This is a genomic window from Erythrobacter sp. SG61-1L (assembly GCF_001305965.1).
Classification (GTDB): Bacteria; Pseudomonadota; Alphaproteobacteria; order Sphingomonadales; family Sphingomonadaceae; genus Andeanibacterium.
Genome location: NZ_JXQC01000003.1, coordinates 2,591,921 through 2,608,484, shown reverse-complemented (window position 1 = coordinate 2,608,484; position 16,564 = coordinate 2,591,921). Strand labels below are relative to the sequence as shown.

Here is a 16,564-nt window from a genome sequence, read left to right as displayed (position 1 = left end):
CCCTCGCAATGACTTTCCCCCGGCACTTCGGTGCCGCGCAAAGATTGCGCCGCCCACGCGCGGGGCTTAAAGGCCGCCCGCAATGGCAAAGATCGAAACACCCCGCCCGATCAGGGGCACACAGGACATTTTCGGCGCCGAGGCCGAGGCCTTCGCCCATGTGGTTGAAACCTTCGAACGCGTGCGCAAGCTCTATCGCTTCCGCCGGGTGGAAATGCCCGTGTTCGAAAAGACGGAAGTGTTCAGCCGCTCCATCGGCGAGACGACCGACGTGGTCTCCAAGGAAATGTATTCCTTCGAGGATCGCGGCGGGGAATCGCTGACCCTGCGGCCGGAATTCACCGCCGGCATCGCGCGCGCCTATCTCACCGATGGCTGGCAGCAATATGCCCCGCTGAAAGTGGCCACTCATGGCCCGCTGTTCCGTTACGAGCGCCCGCAAAAGGGCCGCTATCGCCAGTTCCACCAGATCGATGCGGAAATCATCGGCGCGGCCGAACCGCAGGCCGATGTGGAATTGCTGGTGATGGCCGACCAGCTGCTGAAGGAACTCGGCATCTCCGATGGCGTTACGCTCAACCTCAACACGCTGGGAGATTCCGACAGCCGCGAGGCATGGCGCAGCGCGCTGGTGGCCTATTTCCGCGATGTGAAGACCAGCCTTTCGGAAGACAGCCAGGACCGGCTGGAAAAGAACCCCCTGCGCATCCTCGATTCCAAGGACGAGCGGGACAAGGCCTTCGTGGCGGACGCCCCGCAGATCGACCAGTTCCTGTCCGGCGAAGCGCAGGACTTCTTCGGCGCCGTCACTTCGGTGCTGGATGCGGCAGGCGTGGCATGGAGCCGGAACCCGGCGCTGGTGCGCGGGCTGGACTATTACCGCCACACCGCCTTCGAATTCATCACCGACCGGCTGGGCGCACAGGGCACCGTGCTGGGCGGCGGGCGCTATGACGGCCTGATGGAGAGCCTCGGCGGCGCGCCGACGCCTGCCGTGGGCTGGGCCGCAGGGATCGAGCGGCTGGCGATGCTGGTGGGGGAAGTGGGCGAGGCCGCGGCAGAGGTGATCGTCGTGGTGGAAAACGATGCCGTGCTGCAGGACGGCATCGGCGTTACTTCTGCCCTGCGTCGCAGCGGCATTGCGGCCGACCTGCTCGCCAGCGGTTCGCCCCGCAAGCGTTTCGACAAGGCCGTGAAGCAGGAACCGCAGGCGATCCTCGCCCTGTCGGTGGACAATGGCGCAACCGCACATCGCCTGCGCATCACCGGTGGCGATGAAGTGGCGATCGAAGGCGTGCTGGCAGGCCATGACTGGCGCGGCCCGGCGGAATGAATCGGCTGGGCAATTCCCGTTTCCGTCACCCCGGACTTGTTCCGGGGTCCAGCTGCCTTTCCATGCCGAGTGAAGCAGGAAGCCGGATGCCGGAACAGGTCCGGCATGACAGATTGAGTGGGGCGACGGCATGACCATCCCAAACGACCGCCTCGCCCAGATCGCGAACCGTTTTGCCGAGCTGGAGGCGCGCCTTGCGTCGGGCCAGCTTGAAGGCGACGCCTTCGTCTCTGCCAGCCGCGACTATGCGGAGCTGGAGCCGGTAGCCCGCGTGGCCGAGCAGGTGCGCACCATGCGCGGCGAACTGGCCGAGCTGGAACGGCTGGACGATCCCGATCCGGAAATGCGCGTGCTGGCCGAGGAAGAAGTCACCCGGCTGAAAGCGGAACTGCCCGAGGCGGAACACCGCCTTGCCATCGCCATGCTGCCGCGCGACGTGGCCGACAGCCGCCCGGCCATGCTGGAAATCCGCGCGGGCACGGGCGGGGACGAAGCCGCTTTGTTCGCCGCCGATCTCTATCGCATGTATGAACGCTATGCCGCCGAACAGGGCTGGCGAGTGGAGATGATCAGCGCCAATGCCTCCGATATTGGCGGCTTCAAGGAAGTGGTGGCCAATGTCGCCGGGCAGGGCGTGTTCGCCAAATTGAAGTTCGAAAGCGGCGTCCACCGTGTGCAGCGCGTGCCGGTTACCGAAAGCGGCGGGCGCATTCATACTTCCGCCGCGACTGTGGCCGTGCTGCCCGAGCCGAGCGAAGTCGATGTGCAGATCGATGACAAGGATCTCAAGATCGACATCTATCGCGCATCGGGCGCGGGCGGGCAGCATGTGAACACCACCGATTCGGCCGTGCGCATCACTCACCTGCCAACTGGCCTGGTGGTGATCTGCCAGGACGAGCGCAGCCAGCACAAGAACAAGGCCAAGGCGATGCAGGTGCTGCGCGCCCGCCTCTACGAGAAAATGCGCGACGAGGCGCAGGGCGCCGAGGCCGAGGCGCGCAAGGCCATGGTCGGTTCGGGCGACCGTTCCGAACGCATCCGCACCTATAATTTCCCGCAAGGCCGAGTGACCGATCACCGAATCGGTCTGACCCTCCACAAGCTCAATGAAGTGCTCGAAGGGCCGGGGCTGGGGGAACTGGTCGACGCGCTGATCGCCGAGGATGAGGCGAAGCGGCTGGCGGCCCTGGGGGAGTGAGGTGAGGGGTTGGGCAGGGGTTGCGTGTGGCCTTCGACAAGCTCAGGCTGAGCGGGTTCTGGCACATATTCCGCTCATGCTGAGCTTGTCGAAGCACGCGCGCAACATCAGCCCAATAACCGGTTCTGCGCGCCACCCATGACCTCCATCACCATCGCCCAGGCCATCCGCGAGGCTGCCCAACGCCTCGAATCGACCAGCGACACAACAAGGCTCGATGCCGAAGTCCTGATGGCCCATGCGCTGGGCGTCAGTCGGTCGGACCTGTTGCTGCGCCATATGCGCGACGCTGTGCCGGAAGGCTTTGCCCCCCTCGTGGAGCGGCGCGCGGGGCAGGAGCCGGTGGCCTATATCACCGGCCATCAGGAATTTTACGGGCGGGACTTCCTTGTGAGTCCGGACGTGCTGATCCCGCGTGGGGATAGCGAGACCATCGTGGATGCCGCCCTCTCCGCATGCCCGGCGCCCACGCGCGCGCTCGATTGCGGTGTCGGTTCGGGCGCCCTGCTGCTCAGCGTGCTGGCCGAGCGGCCTGATGCCGCAGGCCTGGGGATCGACCGGTCCGAAGGGGCCTTGGCCATGGCCAGCGCCAATGCGGAAAGGCTGGGGCTTGGCGCGCGCGCCCGCATGGAAAAGCGCGACTGGACGCAGCCGGGCTGGGACGAAGGGCTGGGGCGGTTCGATTGTATTCTGGCCAACCCTCCCTATGTAGAATCGGAGGCCGAACTGGCTCCGTCGGTACGGGAGTTCGAGCCTTCGGGCGCGCTGTTCGCCGGGCCGGATGGGCTGGACGATTACCGCGTGCTGGTGCCCCAATTGCCGAAACTTTTGTCTCCAGATGGGATAGCCGTTCTTGAAATCGGCCGGACCCAGGCCGAGCCGGTAAGGCAATTGGCTGAAAAGGCCGGATTTTCGGCCGTGTTGCATGAAGACCTCGCCGGAAGGCCACGCGCACTGCTCTTGCGTTTTTGCGCTTGGCAATGCTCCGCTTAGGAGCTAGGCAAAAAGCCAAGGTCGGCAGTTGGACGCAAATTCCCACCTGTCTGCCCTGCTCCAACATTTGCGTATGGCGCGCGGGGTGACACCCGGTCTGCATGCAGGTGGAGGGACCACGGATGCGCGAAAAGCGTGCCGTGGCGAGGGGTCATGCGACTGCCGCGCAATCTCATGCATGGGCGGTCTAGCTGAGGAAGTGAATTCCCTTGAGTAACAATCGCAATAATAACCGTCGCCGAGGCCGCGGTAATAACCGCTCGCAAGGCGGGGGTCAGCTCAACCGGATCGACAGCCGCGCACGCGGCAACGCTCCGCAGCTGCTTGAAAAGTACAAGAAGCTTGCTCACGACGCCTCGATGAACGGCGACCGGGTGCAGGCCGAATATTACCTGCAATTCGCCGATCACTATTTCCGCGTGATCGCCGACAGCCGCGCCCTGAAGGACGAGCAGCGCTCGCGCCATCAGGATCGCGACCGGGGCGACGACGAGGATTACTTCGACGACGAATATGATCGCGCTCCCCGTCAGGATCGTGGCCGCCGCGAAGAGCAGCAGGCCGAGGATTCCGCCGATGAACGCGATTCCGTCGCCGAAGACATTGCCGCCGAGGCAAGCGAGGGCGAGGAATACGAGCCGGCGGACAATCCGTTCACGCGCCCGGCCCGCCAGCCCAAGCCGCGCCGGCCGCGCAAGGAACGCGCGCCCAAGGCGTCCGATGGCGAAGCGGAACATTCCGGCGGTCTCGATCCGGCGGCCCTACCGCCCGCGATCGGGCGCGACGATTCGGACGAGGCTCCGGCCGCCGATGCGGAAGAAGCCGCACCTGCGCCCGCGCCGCGCCGCCGCCGCACCACTCGTGCCCGCAGCAGCGGTGGCGATCAGGAACTCGAAGCGGTCGGCTGACCCTTCTTCCGCCCTTCCGGTCCGGGAAGGCGGGGTTCCAAATCCGCGCGGCTTGTGACTGCCCGGCAATGGCGCTTGCGCCGTTTGCCGGGGCAGGCCACATGCCACGCCCATGAAGTCAGAGCTGACATCGCAGCGCGTGATTCTGGCCCGCGAGATCGAGCGTCCCTCGCGGCGCAGACGATTCGCGGTACTCGCGCTTGGCCTGCTTTCCGCCATGGGGTTCCAGCCTCTGGGCCTGTGGCCGCTGGCTCTGCTGGCGATAGGCGGCTTTGTGCTGCTGTTGGGGGACGTTGAAGGCCGCCGAGAGGCGTTCCTGCTCGGCTGGTTGTTCGGCTTCGCCCACTTCACTTTCGGCAATAACTGGATTGCCACGGCCTTTACCTATCAGGCTGAAATGCCGGTGATTCTCGGCTGGGCAGCGGTTCCGCTGCTGTCCCTCTATCTCGCGATCTATCCGGGCCTTGCCGCACTCGGCGCCCGTTTGATGACGCCGAAAGGCGGCGGAATCGCGCTGGCGCTGGCCTTCGGGGCGAGCTGGATCGTTACCGAATGGATGCGGGCCTGGGTCTTCACCGGCTATGCTTGGAACCCCTTCGGCATGGTGCTGCTGGGCAGTTTCTCGCGCCCCGGCCTTGCCGCGCTCGCGCCGTGGATGGGCACTTATGGCCTGTCAGGCCTCGCGGTGCTGCTCGGTTGCGCGGGCGCGATGCTGGCAGCGCGCAAGAAATTCGTGCTGCTGGTGCTGCTCGGCGTGGCCGTGGCGGGCGGGATGCTCTGGCCGGCCCCGCCCGATGCGGACGGCACCTTGCGCTACACGCTGGTGCAGCCGGACATCCGGCAGGAACAGCTCAACGAATCGCCCTTCTTCGAACAGAATTTCCAGAGGACCGCGCAGCTCACTTATCCGCGCAAGCCGGGGGAGCACCGGCTGGTGCTGTGGCCCGAATCGGGCGTGCCGGATTACCTGCTCGATGGCTATCCGCAGCGGTATTATGACAGCATGACCGCCTTCGGCGATCCGCACCTTGCGCGCCTGCGTATTGCGCGGGTGATCGGGGCGGACAGCCTGCTGATGACCGGCACGGTCGATCTGGAAATCCGCCACGGCCGCGCCGCCGCCGCGCGCAATGCGGTGACCGCGCTGAACGACAAGGGCGAAGTGGTGGCTGGTTACGACAAGGCCCATCTGGTGCCCTATGGCGAATATCTGCCGATGCGCTGGCTGCTGGAGCCGATCGGCTTTTCGCGCCTCGTGCCCGGTGCAATCGATTTCTGGCCGGGGCCGGGGCCGCGCACGCTCGATCTGGGGCGCTGGGGCCATGCCGGGATCCAGGTCTGCTACGAGATCATCTTCTCCGGCGCGGTCGTCGATCCGGACAAGCGGCCCGATTACATCTTCAACCCATCCAACGATGGCTGGTTCGGCAGTTTCGGGCCGCCGCAGCATTTCGCCCAGGCCCGCATGCGGGCGATCGAGGAAGGCCTACCTGTGCTGCGCGCCACCACTACCGGCATCAGCGGCGTGATCGACGGGCATGGCGTAGTGCGCGAATATGTGCCGCAGCATGTGGCCGGCAGGCTGGACGGGCTGGTGCCCCCGGCCCTTGCGCCCACGCTGTTTTCGCACATGGGCAACCGCCTGCCGCTCGCATGGGCGGGGCTGCTCGTCATCGCCGCGATTGCCTTGCGCCTGCGCCGCCGTTAGGACCGGCCAGCCTGATAGAGCCACATTACGGCAAGGGAGGATTCTGCCTCAATGCGCGCGAATTATCTGTTCACTTCCGAGAGCGTTTCCGAAGGCCACCCCGACAAGGTGTCCGACCAGATTTCGGATGCGATTGTCGACCTGTTCCTGTCCAAGGATCCCGAAGCGCGCATCGCCTGCGAAACGCTGACCACGACCCAGCTCGTGGTGCTGGCAGGCGAGATTCGCTGCAAGGGCATTTACGAAGATGGCCAGTGGGCGCCCGGCGCGCTGGAAGAAATCGAAAAGACTGTGCGTAACACCGTGCGGGAGATCGGTTACGAGCAGGAAGGCTTCCACTGGGAGACCCTGCGCTTCGAAAACAATCTGCACGGCCAGTCCGCCCATATTGCCCAGGGCGTCGATGCCTCGGGCAACAAGGATGAAGGCGCGGGCGATCAGGGCATCATGTTCGGCTTCGCCTGTAACGAAACGCCCGATCTCATGCCTGCCACGCTGGATTACAGCCACAAGATCCTGCAGCGCATGGCGGCTGACCGTCATTCCGGCGCGGCCCCCTTCCTCGAGCCTGACGCCAAGAGCCAGGTGACCCTGCGCTTCGAAAACGGCAAGCCGGTGGCCGCCACCGCCATCGTCGTTTCCACCCAGCACGCGCCGGGTTACGACACGGGCGATAAGGAAGCCGAGCTGAAGTCCTATGTGAAGGGCGTAGTGGCCGATATTCTGCCGGCCGAGCTGCTCTCGGACGAAACCGAATATCACATCAACCCCACCGGCAGTTTCGAGATTGGCGGACCGGATGGCGATGCGGGCCTGACCGGCCGCAAGATCATCGTGGATACCTATGGCGGCGCGGCCCCACATGGCGGCGGCGCGTTCAGCGGCAAGGACCCCACCAAGGTGGACCGTTCGGCTGCCTATATCACCCGCTATCTGGCCAAGAACATCGTCGCCGCAGGCCTCGCCACGCGCTGCACGATCCAGCTGGCCTATGCCATCGGCGTGTCCAAGCCGCTCTCGCTCTATGTCGATACGCATGGCACCGGCACAGTGGGCGACGACAAGATCGAAGAAGCGATCAAGGGCATTGAAAAGCTGGGCGGCCTCACCCCGCGCGGCATCCGCGTGCACCTTGGCCTCAACAAGCCGATCTACCGCACCACCGCGGCTTACGGCCATTTCGGCCGCAAGGCGGAAGGCGACTTCTTCCCCTGGGAGAAGACCGACCTGGTGGAAGACCTCAAGGCCGCACTGGCCTGAGGTTGTCCCTCATCGGATCGAGAAGGGCGGGGCCGCAAGGCTCCGCCTTTTTCGTTGGGGGGCGTGGGGCTTTGTCATCCCTACGATTATCTCCCAACCCCCGCTCATCCTGAGCTTGTCGGAAGCGAAGCTGGCCGAAGGCCAACGATACGGGAAACAGCAGCCCAGGGGGCCGCCTTGAATGAGCCCGGCTCAAAGGTCAGCGCGCGTCCTTCGACAAGCTCAGGATGAGCGGACGTGGGTGAATGGGGCAGGCGCTCTACCTCACTCTCGTCATTCCCGCGCAGGCGGGAACCCAGCAGCAACCGTTGACCTGGGTTCCCGCCTGCGCGGGAATGACGAAGGTGTATCCAGACACACCCCACCATCCGGCGGCGAACCCGGACATAACGCCAGCGTGAAACCAAAAGGAACCGCGCGGCCGGCAATGCGCCGGGGCAGTGCGGAAGGTTTATCTTGCGAACGGCCCATGCGCCTGTTCCGCGGCGCGCGAAGGGCTCGGCCCTGTCCGGAGCGGCTGGGAAGCGCGGGCGGGCTCGCACGAGGCGCACTTCCATCGCGGCTGGTGCCGCGCCAAATCCGTTCCGGCGGGTGGGCCGGCCGAAGCCTGCCCTTGGCGCAAGAGCGCCGGCCGCGAAGCGGGAGTGACATCTCCTGTTGTAAGCAGGAGCCCCCGCGATTGGAGGGGAAGGCAAGCCGGCCGAGCCGCCTCCCGGTTCCATATCCTGTTTTGAGATGCAGGATGGGCGCGCATATAACCAAATAGGTTCAAAATGTCAAGAGAGCTCTTGGCCCTGCCGTTCATGGAGTGGCCTAGGCCGATCTGTCATTAACTTACGATTTGTGACCGAACCTCGGCGGACTGCTTTCCATATCTGAAGCCCGGCATTGAGTAGCAAGCGCACCAAGACATAGATGTTTGCATCGTTAGTCGTGGCGGCTGTCATCGTTTGTGGGGCTTTAGGTTACGCGAATGTAGCCCGTGCGAGCGAAACGGAAGTCATCCGGCAGCGCTTGCCCTTGAAAAATCTCGCGGTGCCCATCTCCGTGTTCAGCCAAAAAGCGGGCGCTCGTTTGAGCAGCAAGCCCATTTCCAAGCCGATAGTTTACGATAATCATAATGTCTGGAAAGGCCACCGGGCCGAAGCCAGTCGTGCTGACCGGCACAGAAAAAATAGCCTGAAAAGACTCCGTCGAATTAGGGAAAACGACCATGTGTTCAAGATCGGAGAATTGGTCGGCGAGATTTTCCGAGATTATAACCAGATCATGGAATTCGTTCCGGATCACATCTGGCACACTTGCAGTTTCGACCGTGACGTTTTGAGCAGGGGTGCCGCCAATGTTGGTAATCTTGAGATTGGCAAAAAATAGAATCTCATCACGGTCCGTACGATCGCTGTAAAAGCCGTGTTCCATTTCCAAGGTCAGCCACGCTCGGGAGGAAGTCTCCGCAATGCGGTTTGCTTCCCTCATTGCCTCGGTGGCCTGTCCGGTATCTTCGACAGCCTTCAAGGTCGCGCGGAGCGTTTCGCGGACGTAATAAAGACCCAGCCCGGTGGCTATCAGCGCCAAAAAGCTGAGGATGGTGGTGGCGAGAGCACTGGATGCGGCACGCTGCTGTGCGGCCAAATCCTGCTCGTCATGAGCTTGATCGTGGGCGGCTTCAGCCTTTTCGTTCACACATTCGAAAATAGCGCCCGGTTCAGTCCCGACGCAGGCGCGCTCCGCATCGGCCTTAGCTGCTGCTCTATAAGCAGCGGGGGTATTCTGGCGCTTGTATTCTTCGTGAGCTTGTAGCCAGCCTATCCCCCACGCAAGAAATAGGGAAATGCAAATACCGGTTAAAGGGAATATCCAACTTAAAGCCGAAGATCGTTCGCCCCGATTGCTGTCAGACATTGAACCAGAAACACCGCCGTGAATTTTCTCCGGCTGATCTTTTTCCTGATATTCGGCTCAGAGTCCATCACCCCAATGTAGGGCTGCCTGCCTACTACATAATGCCACTAAAACCAGCCCGCCGAACTCCTCAAGCGGACTGCCTAAACCCGCCCCTCGCGAACCGCTTCCAGATCGCCGCGCAGATGGCGGGCGGCTAGCAGGTAATGGGTACCGGCCCAGATGTAGAACAGGGTGGAGGCCGCCATGGCCCAAGCCAGCGCCGTGCCCGGATCGATCCCGTTGCCCGCGAATTTGTCGCTCATGCCGCCGACCACCAGCGGGCCGAGACCGCTGCCGACGAGGCTGTAGAGCGCATTGAGCAGGGCAGAGGCGGTGGCGCGCATGCGGGTGTGCATCATGTTCTGCAGTGTGCCGTAGGTGCAGCCCAGGTAGGTGTACTGGAACAGGGCCGCGATGGTCACCAGCACCAGCAGCGGCACCAGTTCGGTCAGCGTGATGGCAAAGGCATAGAGCGGGAAGCCGATCAGCAGGCAGATGCCGGGGATCAGCGCATAGGCGGCCGGATTGGCTGGGCCGAACTTGTCACCCAGCCAGCCGCCTGCCAGCACCGAGATCGTGGCGGGCGCGCTGGCCAGCAGGCCTGCGTAAAGCCCGGCTTCCACCAGCGTCAGGTTGAAGCGGCGCATCAGCAGGGCGGCGAAGAAGGCATTGAGGCCGAAGCCGACCATGGAGGCCAGCGTCGATCCAGCCACCAGATGGCGCGCGCCCTTCAGCCGCCACAGGCGGGCCACCACGTCCATGGTGGAAGGCACGGTTTCCGTATCGCCCGTATCGTGGCGGCCGCGCGGCGGCTCGAGGATGAACAGGAAGACGAGGATCGAGAGGATGATGCCCGGCACGGCGGCGGCCACGAAGGCCATGCGCCAGCCATGATCCTGAGCGATCCACGATCCGCCCGCCGAACCGAGGAAGGCGCCGATGGGCGGGGCGAGCAGCAGCACGGACATGGCCGTGGCGCGCTTTTCCGCGGGGAAATAATCCGCCACGACCGACTGGTTGGCGGGCAGGCCGACAGCTTCGCCCACGCCCACGCCGATGCGGGCGAGCAACAGATGGACCCAGTTGGTCACTGCGCCGCACAGGGCCGTGGCGATCGACCATGCAAAGGTGCCGAAAGCGATCAATGTGATCCGGTTGCGCCGTTCCGCCATGCGGGCAACGAAGATGCCCAAGGTGACATTCAGCACCGCGAAGGCGAGGCCGGTCAGCAGGCCCATCTGCGTATCGGTCAGGCCGAATTCGGTCTTGATTGGCTCCACCAGCACGTTGAGCACGATACGGTCGATGAAGCCCACCGTGGCCACGCCGGTCAGCAGAATCAGCGCCAGCCAGGGCGAATCGCGGCGTGTTGCCAGTTGCATGTCGGAAATTCCCCTCATCCCTGAAAAGCATTCAGGCCCGAAACTTATCGGCGAAGAGGATAGACACTATTCGCGCCGGGCGTGCCAGCGCGAATGCGCCTCATTCGTCATTGCGAGGAGCGAAGGTCCCGCGGCAATCCAGCGCGTCACGCTAGGGCCGTGGATTGCTTCGTCGCTTTGCTCCTCGCAATGACGAACAACTATTACACCACGTAATGCGCCGTGGTCTTCGCTGCGACTTCCTCGGCCGTGACGCCGGGGGCCAGCTCGATCAGGCGGAAGGGGCTGGAATGATCGGGCCGCTGGAACACCGCCAGATCGGTGATGACCATATCCACCACGTTTCGGCCGGTCAGCGGCAGAGTGCATTGGGGGATGAACTTGGGTTCGCCGTGTTTGGAAACATGTTCCATCACCACGATGATCTTCTTCACCCCGGCGACAAGGTCCATGGCGCCACCCATGCCCTTCACCATCTTGCCGGGGATCATCCAGTTGGCGATGTCGCCGCTTTCGGAAACTTCCATCGCGCCCAGCACGGTCAGGTCGATATGGCCGCCGCGAATCATCGCGAAGCTCATGGCCGAATCGAAATAGGCCGATTGCGGCAGTTCGCTGATCGTCTGCTTGCCCGCATTGATCAGATCGGGATCGACTTCATCCTCATAGGGGAAGGGGCCGATGCCCAGCATCCCGTTTTCGGATTGCAGCGTGACCTGCATCCCGGCGGGGATGTGGTTGGCCACCAAAGTGGGAATGCCGATGCCTAGATTGACGTAGAACCCGTCCTGCAGCTCCGCCGCGGCGCGCGCGGCCATCTGGTCGCGGGTCCAGCCCTTGGTCAGGCCTTCAGTAGCACTCATTGCTCTTTTCCTTCGGAATAGGTCCAGCGCAGGGCGGTGTCGGGAAATACCGTGTCCAGATCGCCCACCACACCCTTGCCGTAGACTGGGTTGGGCAGGACGAACCAGCCTTGGCCCCACAGGGCGGCAATCGCCGGGGCGGCGGTGGTGGCGCGCCGCGCATGGATGTCCATCGGCTTGGGGCTGAACAGATCGGAGAAGTCGCCCAGCTGGTCCCCGCCCATGGCGACGACGCAATAGGTGCTGGCGATGGCCGCGCGGCGCAGATCCTTATGGCCGCTGCCATCCCCATCGGTGAACAGATCCTGCCCCGGCACCGGCTTGGGGAATCCGGCGAATTCGATTGCGCGGGCCGTCTCTTCCGCATGGGCGGAAGTGCGGTTGGTGTTGTAGATCACCGCGATGCCCGCCGCGCGCAGATTCGCCGCCGCTTCCAGAGCGCCGGGCACGGCGGCCACCTTGTCGAAGCCGGTCTTTTCCCAGTTCTCCCACGCCTTGAAGGAGAAGGTGGAGCCGGCCGGGCGGCCTGCGTCCCAATATTCGAAGCCGACATTGAGCAGCATCGTCTCGTCGACATCGAACACGGCGGCCAGCGGCTTTTCACCGCAGCCTTCGAAGGCGGGATTTTCCAGCGTCGATCCGGGGGCGAGCACGGTCTGCACCAGCGGCAGGCCTGCCTCGCGCTGGGCCTTGCGCGCCATGGCCAGGCTAACGACCCCGTTGAAGGCCTGTCGGCTGATCGCTGCGCCTTCAGCCGAGCCATAGAGGAACTGGAAGCCCTTGGAGGCATCCTGCGCTACGGCAGGTGAGGCGGCAAGCAGCGCGCCCAGTGAAGCGGAGAACAGGCCCCGCGCGATTGCGCTGCGCATCAGGCCGTCTCCCTCTGCCGCACGGTGCGGAATTCGATCTTCTTGTCGTAAGGCGCGCCGATCACCATGCGCTGTACATAGACGCCGGGCAGGTGGATCGCATCGGGATCGAGCGAGCCGGCCGGCACCACTTCCTCCACCTCGACCACGCAGACCTTGCCGCAGGTGGCGGCGGGCAGGTTGAAATTGCGGGCCGTCTTGCGGAACTGCAGATTGCCGGTGGTGTCCGCGCGCCATGCCTTGACGATGGCAAGATCGGCAAAGATCCCGCGTTCGAGGATATATTCCTCGCCGTCGAAGATCTTCACTTCCTTGCCCTCGGCCACTTCGGTGCCCACCCCGGTTTTCGTATAGAAGCCGGGAATGCCCGCACCGCCCGCGCGCATGCGTTCGGCCAAGGTGCCCTGGGGGCAGAATTCCACTTCCAGCTCGCCAGCCAGATATTGCCGTTCGAACTCCTTGTTCTCGCCGACATAGGAACTGATCATCTTGGCTACCTGCCGCGTGCGCAGCAGCTTGCCGATGCCTTCATTGTCGATCCCGGCGTTGTTGCTGGCAAAGGTCAACCCGGTCACCCCACTGGCCTGAATCGCATCCAGCAGGTTTTCGGGAATGCCGCACAGGCCGAAGCCGCCAGAGGCAATGAGCATCCCGTCCTTGAGCAGCCCGTCGAGCGCGGAGGCTGCATCGGGGTAGAGCTTGTTCAATCGAATCTCCTCGCAAAGGCTGCACCGGCGTTGCGACAGCGATCCTGCTGCGATGCAGCATACTTTGCAATGGTGCATGTGGCGCAAGGCAGGCTAAGAACGCGCCATGCGAAGAGTGGAGGCAGCCATGCGCAAGTCGATGCTTTTCGGGTTCGCGCTCCTGTCCGCCTCACTGGCCGGCGCCCTGCTGGCAGGTTGCGGCAGCGGCGCGAGCAATGCAGGCGATGCAACGCCCACGCCTGTGCAGGCCGTCACCGCCTCGCCCGAGCCGGACCCTGTCTCGCTCTCGTTCCTCCCCGCCGAGATTCGCGCTGCGGGGACCGAACCCTTCTGGAGCGTCGACATCGACCGGACCGAACTGACCTATACCACGCCGGAGAATCTCTCGTCCGGAGGGGTGAAGGCGCCGGTAACTCGCGCCGACGGGGCCGAAAGCGTGCTGTTCACGGCCAATCTTGAAGGCCAGATCCTGCAGATTCTCGTTACTCCGGGCGAATGCAGCGATGGAATGTCCGACAATTCCTATCCCTGGACGGTCGAACGGACCTTGGGTGAGGAAACCGCGCAGGGCTGCGCCAAACCGGCGGAAGAGTGATTCTCGAATCGAGTCGGATGTCCTTCAGGGATGGCCATGTTCTCGAAAGCTAGCATTCCGTAACGTCAACCAATGATGCTGCAGTGCAGCAAGTAAATTTGCGAAAATCAACTCACCGGCGACAGTTGCGTGGCGATAGGCTGAACCGGAGGTTAAGAGTGGCGGAAATGCGTGTGCTTCAACACTAGTTGCATTCCATGCAACAACGCTTGACCTTTTCGCACTTGCACAAAACACCCCCCCGGAGCATATCAAAATGGCCTTTCAGGCATCCTCTCCCAAAACTTCCATGGCCCGGCCGGCAACGGTCGGGCCTTTTTTCTTACCCGCTTCCGGCGCGGGTTTGCAGGGCCTGCGCGCATGCCCTGGCGGCTTGCTGCCACCATCGGCGTTTGCAATCGGCGCACCGGCTTCCTAGCTTCCTTTTTGAAGATCAATCAGGCCCTTGTCGGGCCGGTAAGGAGCAGGACGCATGGCAGACGCGGACGTCGCAACACTGGATCAGGGCACCGTCCGGCTCCAGGTCGCGAATGCACGACAGGAAGAATCCGGCCACGGCATTGCCCGTATTCCCCGATCCGCCTTTTCCCGCCTCGGCATCACCGAAGGCGATGTGGTAGAAATCACTGGCAAGCGCGCCACGGCGGCCATTGCCGTACCCGCCTATGAGGAAGACCAGGGGATCGACATGATCCGGCTGGACGGCCTGCAGCGTGGCAATGCCGAAACCGGATCGGGTGAGCATGTCATGATCCGCAAGGCTGAATCGCGCCCAGCCACCCGCGTGGTGTTCGCCCCCGCCCAGCGTGAAATCCGCCTGCAGGGGCCGAGCCAGGCCCTGAAGCGTAATTTCTTCCGCAAGCCGCTGGTCGCGGGCGACCTCGTCGCCACTGCCGGGCAGCAGCCCGTGCGCGACGTGCCGCCTGAAGTGATGCGCATGTTCAATGCGCCTGCCTATGCGCTCACCCAGATTCGCCTCACCGTGGTTTCCACCGCGCCCAAGGGCATCGTCCATATCGACGAGAATACCGAGGTGGAGCTGCGCCCCGAATTCGAGGAGCCGCGCGACGGGCGCGGTTCGGTCAATTACGACGATGTCGGCGGCATGGGCGATACGATCCGCCAGTTGCAGGAAATGGTGGAACTGCCGCTGCGCTATCCCGAATTGTTCCGTCGCCTGGGCGTCGATCCGCCCAAGGGCGTGCTGCTGCATGGCCCGCCGGGAACGGGCAAGACCCGCCTTGCGCAGGCCGTCGCCAATGAAAGCGAAGCGGAATTCTTCATCATCAACGGGCCGGAAATCATGGGTTCGGCCTATGGCGAATCCGAAAAGCGCCTGCGTGAAGTATTCGAGGAAGCGACTCGCGTTGCCCCCTCCATCGTCTTCATCGACGAGATCGATTCGATCGCGCCCAAGCGCAGCGAGGTCCATGGCGAGGCGGAAAAGCGGCTGGTCGCCCAGTTGCTGACCCTGATGGACGGGCTGGACAAGCGCGCCAATCTCGTCGTCATCGGCGCCACCAACCGGCCCGATGCGATTGACGAGGCCCTGCGCCGCCCCGGCCGGTTCGACCGCGAGATCGTGATCGGCGTGCCTGACGAGAAGGGCAGGCGTGAGATCATTTCCATCCACACCCGCGGCATGCCGCTGGGCGAAGGGGTTGATCTGGCCGAACTGGCGCGCACGACTCACGGCTTTGTCGGTGCCGATCTTGCCGCCCTGGCGCGCGAGGCCGCGATCGAGGCCGTGCGCCGGATCATGCCGAAGCTGGACCTTGAAGCGCAGACCATCCCCAACGAGGTGCTGGAAGAGCTCTGCGTCGAACGCTCCGACTTTGTCGAGGCGCTCAAGCGCGTGCAGCCCAGTGCCATGCGCGAAGTGATGGTGCAGGCCCCCAATGTGGGGTGGAGCGACATTGGCGGGCTGGGCGAGGCTCAGGAGAAGCTCAAGGAAGGCGTGGAACTGCCCCTGCGCAATCCGCAGGCCTTCCACCGGCTGGGCATTCGCGCGGCCAAGGGCTTCCTGCTCTATGGTCCTCCCGGCACGGGTAAGACCCTGCTGGCCAAGGCCGTGGCCAAGGAAGCGGAGGCGAACTTCATCTCGATCAAGTCGAGCGACCTACTTTCCAAGTGGTTCGGCGAGAGCGAGCAGCAGATCAGCCGGTTGTTCGCCCGTGCGCGGCAGGTGGCGCCCTGCGTGCTGTTCATTGACGAGATCGACAGCCTCGTTCCTGCCCGCGGCACCGGCACGGCCGAACCGCAGGTGACCGCCCGCGTGGTGAACACTATTCTGGCCGAAATGGACGGGATGGAGGAATTGCAGTCCATCGTGGTGATCGGCGCGACCAATCGCCCGGCGCTGGTCGATCCGGCGCTGCTGCGGCCGGGCCGGTTCGACGAACTGGTCTATGTCGGCACGCCGGACGAGGCGGGCCGCGCGCATATCCTCAAGATACACACCCGGGACATGCCACTGGCATCGGATGTGGACCTTGGCGCGCTCGCGAAACAGACCGACCGCTTCACCGGGGCCGATCTGGAAGACGTGGTCCGCCGCGCGGGCCTCGTCGCCATCCGCCGCGCGGGCGAGGATGTGCAGACCGTTACAGCCGGCGATTTCGACGAGGCACTGAAGGATTCGCGCGCCACGGTGACGCCGGAAATGGAAACCGAATATCAGAAGATGAAGGGCGAGCTGAAAAAGCGCGCCGCCGAAGTCCAGCCGATCGGTTTCATCCATGAAGGCATGGTGGAATCCACCCGCAGCCGTAAGCACGATTGATCGGATACCCCGCCTCTCC

The 16,564-nt window shown here is 63.8% G+C and carries 13 protein-coding genes; 8 read left to right on the top strand and 5 right to left on the bottom strand.

The genetic code is table 11. From position 1 onward, the window contains the following. The first annotated feature begins 82 nt into the window (after positions 1 to 82). The 6 genes from hisS (at position 83) to metK (ending at position 7,403) form a co-directional block, all read left to right on the top strand. Positions 83 to 1,333 carry a histidine--tRNA ligase gene (gene hisS, locus SZ64_RS12695; RefSeq protein WP_054531160.1) on the top strand — a complete coding sequence of 417 codons (1,251 nt, stop codon included), beginning with the start codon at positions 83 to 85 and terminating at the stop codon, positions 1,331 to 1,333. A 130-nt stretch (positions 1,334 to 1,463) separates the two neighbouring features. Further along, entirely contained in the window at positions 1,464 to 2,534 is a 1,071-nt protein-coding gene (prfA, locus tag SZ64_RS12690; protein ID WP_054531159.1) for a peptide chain release factor 1, read from the top strand. A gap of 138 nt (positions 2,535 to 2,672) precedes the next feature. Then, complete coding sequence (prmC, locus tag SZ64_RS12685) at positions 2,673 to 3,527, top strand: peptide chain release factor N(5)-glutamine methyltransferase (protein WP_054531158.1); 855 nt, start codon at positions 2,673 to 2,675, stop codon at positions 3,525 to 3,527. Positions 3,528 to 3,736: 209 nt separating this feature from the next. Then, the gene (locus SZ64_RS12680; RefSeq protein ID WP_082384582.1) at positions 3,737 to 4,435 is read left to right on the top strand and encodes a DUF4167 domain-containing protein; all 699 of its coding nucleotides are present in this window, start codon (positions 3,737 to 3,739) and stop codon (positions 4,433 to 4,435) included. 112 nt (positions 4,436 to 4,547) lie between these two features. Next, positions 4,548 to 6,143, top strand: coding sequence for an apolipoprotein N-acyltransferase (lnt, locus tag SZ64_RS12675; RefSeq protein WP_082384581.1), 1,596 nt, complete (start codon positions 4,548 to 4,550; stop codon positions 6,141 to 6,143). A 51-nt stretch (positions 6,144 to 6,194) separates the two neighbouring features. After that, positions 6,195 to 7,403 carry a methionine adenosyltransferase gene (metK, locus tag SZ64_RS12670; protein ID WP_054531157.1) on the top strand — a complete coding sequence of 403 codons (1,209 nt, stop codon included), beginning with the start codon at positions 6,195 to 6,197 and terminating at the stop codon, positions 7,401 to 7,403. A 960-nt stretch (positions 7,404 to 8,363) separates the two neighbouring features. Here metK and SZ64_RS12665 read toward each other — a convergent pair. From SZ64_RS12665 to SZ64_RS12645, 5 genes are all read right to left on the bottom strand, one after another. Next, on the bottom strand, positions 8,364 to 9,305 hold the full coding sequence (locus SZ64_RS12665; protein ID WP_156313639.1) for a hypothetical protein: 942 nt from the start codon (positions 9,303 to 9,305) through the stop codon (positions 8,364 to 8,366). 143 nt (positions 9,306 to 9,448) lie between these two features. Then, a complete protein-coding gene (locus tag SZ64_RS12660; protein WP_054531155.1) occupies positions 9,449 to 10,729 on the bottom strand; it encodes an MFS transporter in 1,281 nt (426 codons plus the stop codon). Positions 10,730 to 10,932: 203 nt separating this feature from the next. Then, the gene (locus SZ64_RS12655) at positions 10,933 to 11,592 is read right to left on the bottom strand and encodes a CoA transferase subunit B (protein ID WP_054531154.1); all 660 of its coding nucleotides are present in this window, start codon (positions 11,590 to 11,592) and stop codon (positions 10,933 to 10,935) included. Further along, positions 11,589 to 12,461 (bottom strand): HAD family acid phosphatase, encoded by an 873-nt coding sequence (locus tag SZ64_RS12650; RefSeq protein WP_054531153.1) that lies wholly within the window; start codon positions 12,459 to 12,461, stop codon positions 11,589 to 11,591. Before SZ64_RS12650 ends, SZ64_RS12655 begins: the two co-directional genes overlap by 4 nt. Next, positions 12,461 to 13,168, bottom strand: coding sequence for a CoA transferase subunit A (locus SZ64_RS12645; protein ID WP_054531152.1), 708 nt, complete (start codon positions 13,166 to 13,168; stop codon positions 12,461 to 12,463). Before SZ64_RS12645 ends, SZ64_RS12650 begins: the two co-directional genes overlap by 1 nt. A 127-nt stretch (positions 13,169 to 13,295) precedes the next feature. Here SZ64_RS12645 and SZ64_RS12640 point away from each other — a divergent pair, with 127 nt between their 5' ends. Together SZ64_RS12640 and SZ64_RS12635 are read left to right on the top strand one after the other, a co-directional pair. Continuing rightward, positions 13,296 to 13,763, top strand: coding sequence for a hypothetical protein (locus tag SZ64_RS12640; RefSeq protein ID WP_054531151.1), 468 nt, complete (start codon positions 13,296 to 13,298; stop codon positions 13,761 to 13,763). A gap of 472 nt (positions 13,764 to 14,235) precedes the next feature. Then, on the top strand, positions 14,236 to 16,545 hold the full coding sequence (locus SZ64_RS12635) for a CDC48 family AAA ATPase (protein WP_054531150.1): 2,310 nt from the start codon (positions 14,236 to 14,238) through the stop codon (positions 16,543 to 16,545). Positions 16,546 to 16,564: the final 19 nt, after the last annotated feature.

Bases quoted from the DNA above. Each gene is read 5' to 3' on its own strand.
- SZ64_RS12660 (WP_054531155.1), bottom strand. From the start codon at position 10,729: ATGCAACTGGCAACACGCCGCGATTCGCCCTGGCTGGCGCTGATTCTG.
- lnt (WP_082384581.1), top strand. From the start codon at position 4,548: ATGAAGTCAGAGCTGACATCGCAGCGCGTGATTCTGGCCCGCGAGATC.
- SZ64_RS12640 (WP_054531151.1), top strand. From the start codon at position 13,296: ATGCGCAAGTCGATGCTTTTCGGGTTCGCGCTCCTGTCCGCCTCACTG.
- prmC (WP_054531158.1), top strand. From the start codon at position 2,673: ATGACCTCCATCACCATCGCCCAGGCCATCCGCGAGGCTGCCCAACGC.
- SZ64_RS12635 (WP_054531150.1), top strand. From the start codon at position 14,236: ATGGCAGACGCGGACGTCGCAACACTGGATCAGGGCACCGTCCGGCTC.
- SZ64_RS12665 (WP_156313639.1), bottom strand. From the start codon at position 9,305: ATGTCTGACAGCAATCGGGGCGAACGATCTTCGGCTTTAAGTTGGATA.
- SZ64_RS12655 (WP_054531154.1), bottom strand. From the start codon at position 11,592: ATGAGTGCTACTGAAGGCCTGACCAAGGGCTGGACCCGCGACCAGATG.
- SZ64_RS12650 (WP_054531153.1), bottom strand. From the start codon at position 12,461: ATGCGCAGCGCAATCGCGCGGGGCCTGTTCTCCGCTTCACTGGGCGCG.
- metK (WP_054531157.1), top strand. From the start codon at position 6,195: ATGCGCGCGAATTATCTGTTCACTTCCGAGAGCGTTTCCGAAGGCCAC.
- prfA (WP_054531159.1), top strand. From the start codon at position 1,464: ATGACCATCCCAAACGACCGCCTCGCCCAGATCGCGAACCGTTTTGCC.
- hisS (WP_054531160.1), top strand. From the start codon at position 83: ATGGCAAAGATCGAAACACCCCGCCCGATCAGGGGCACACAGGACATT.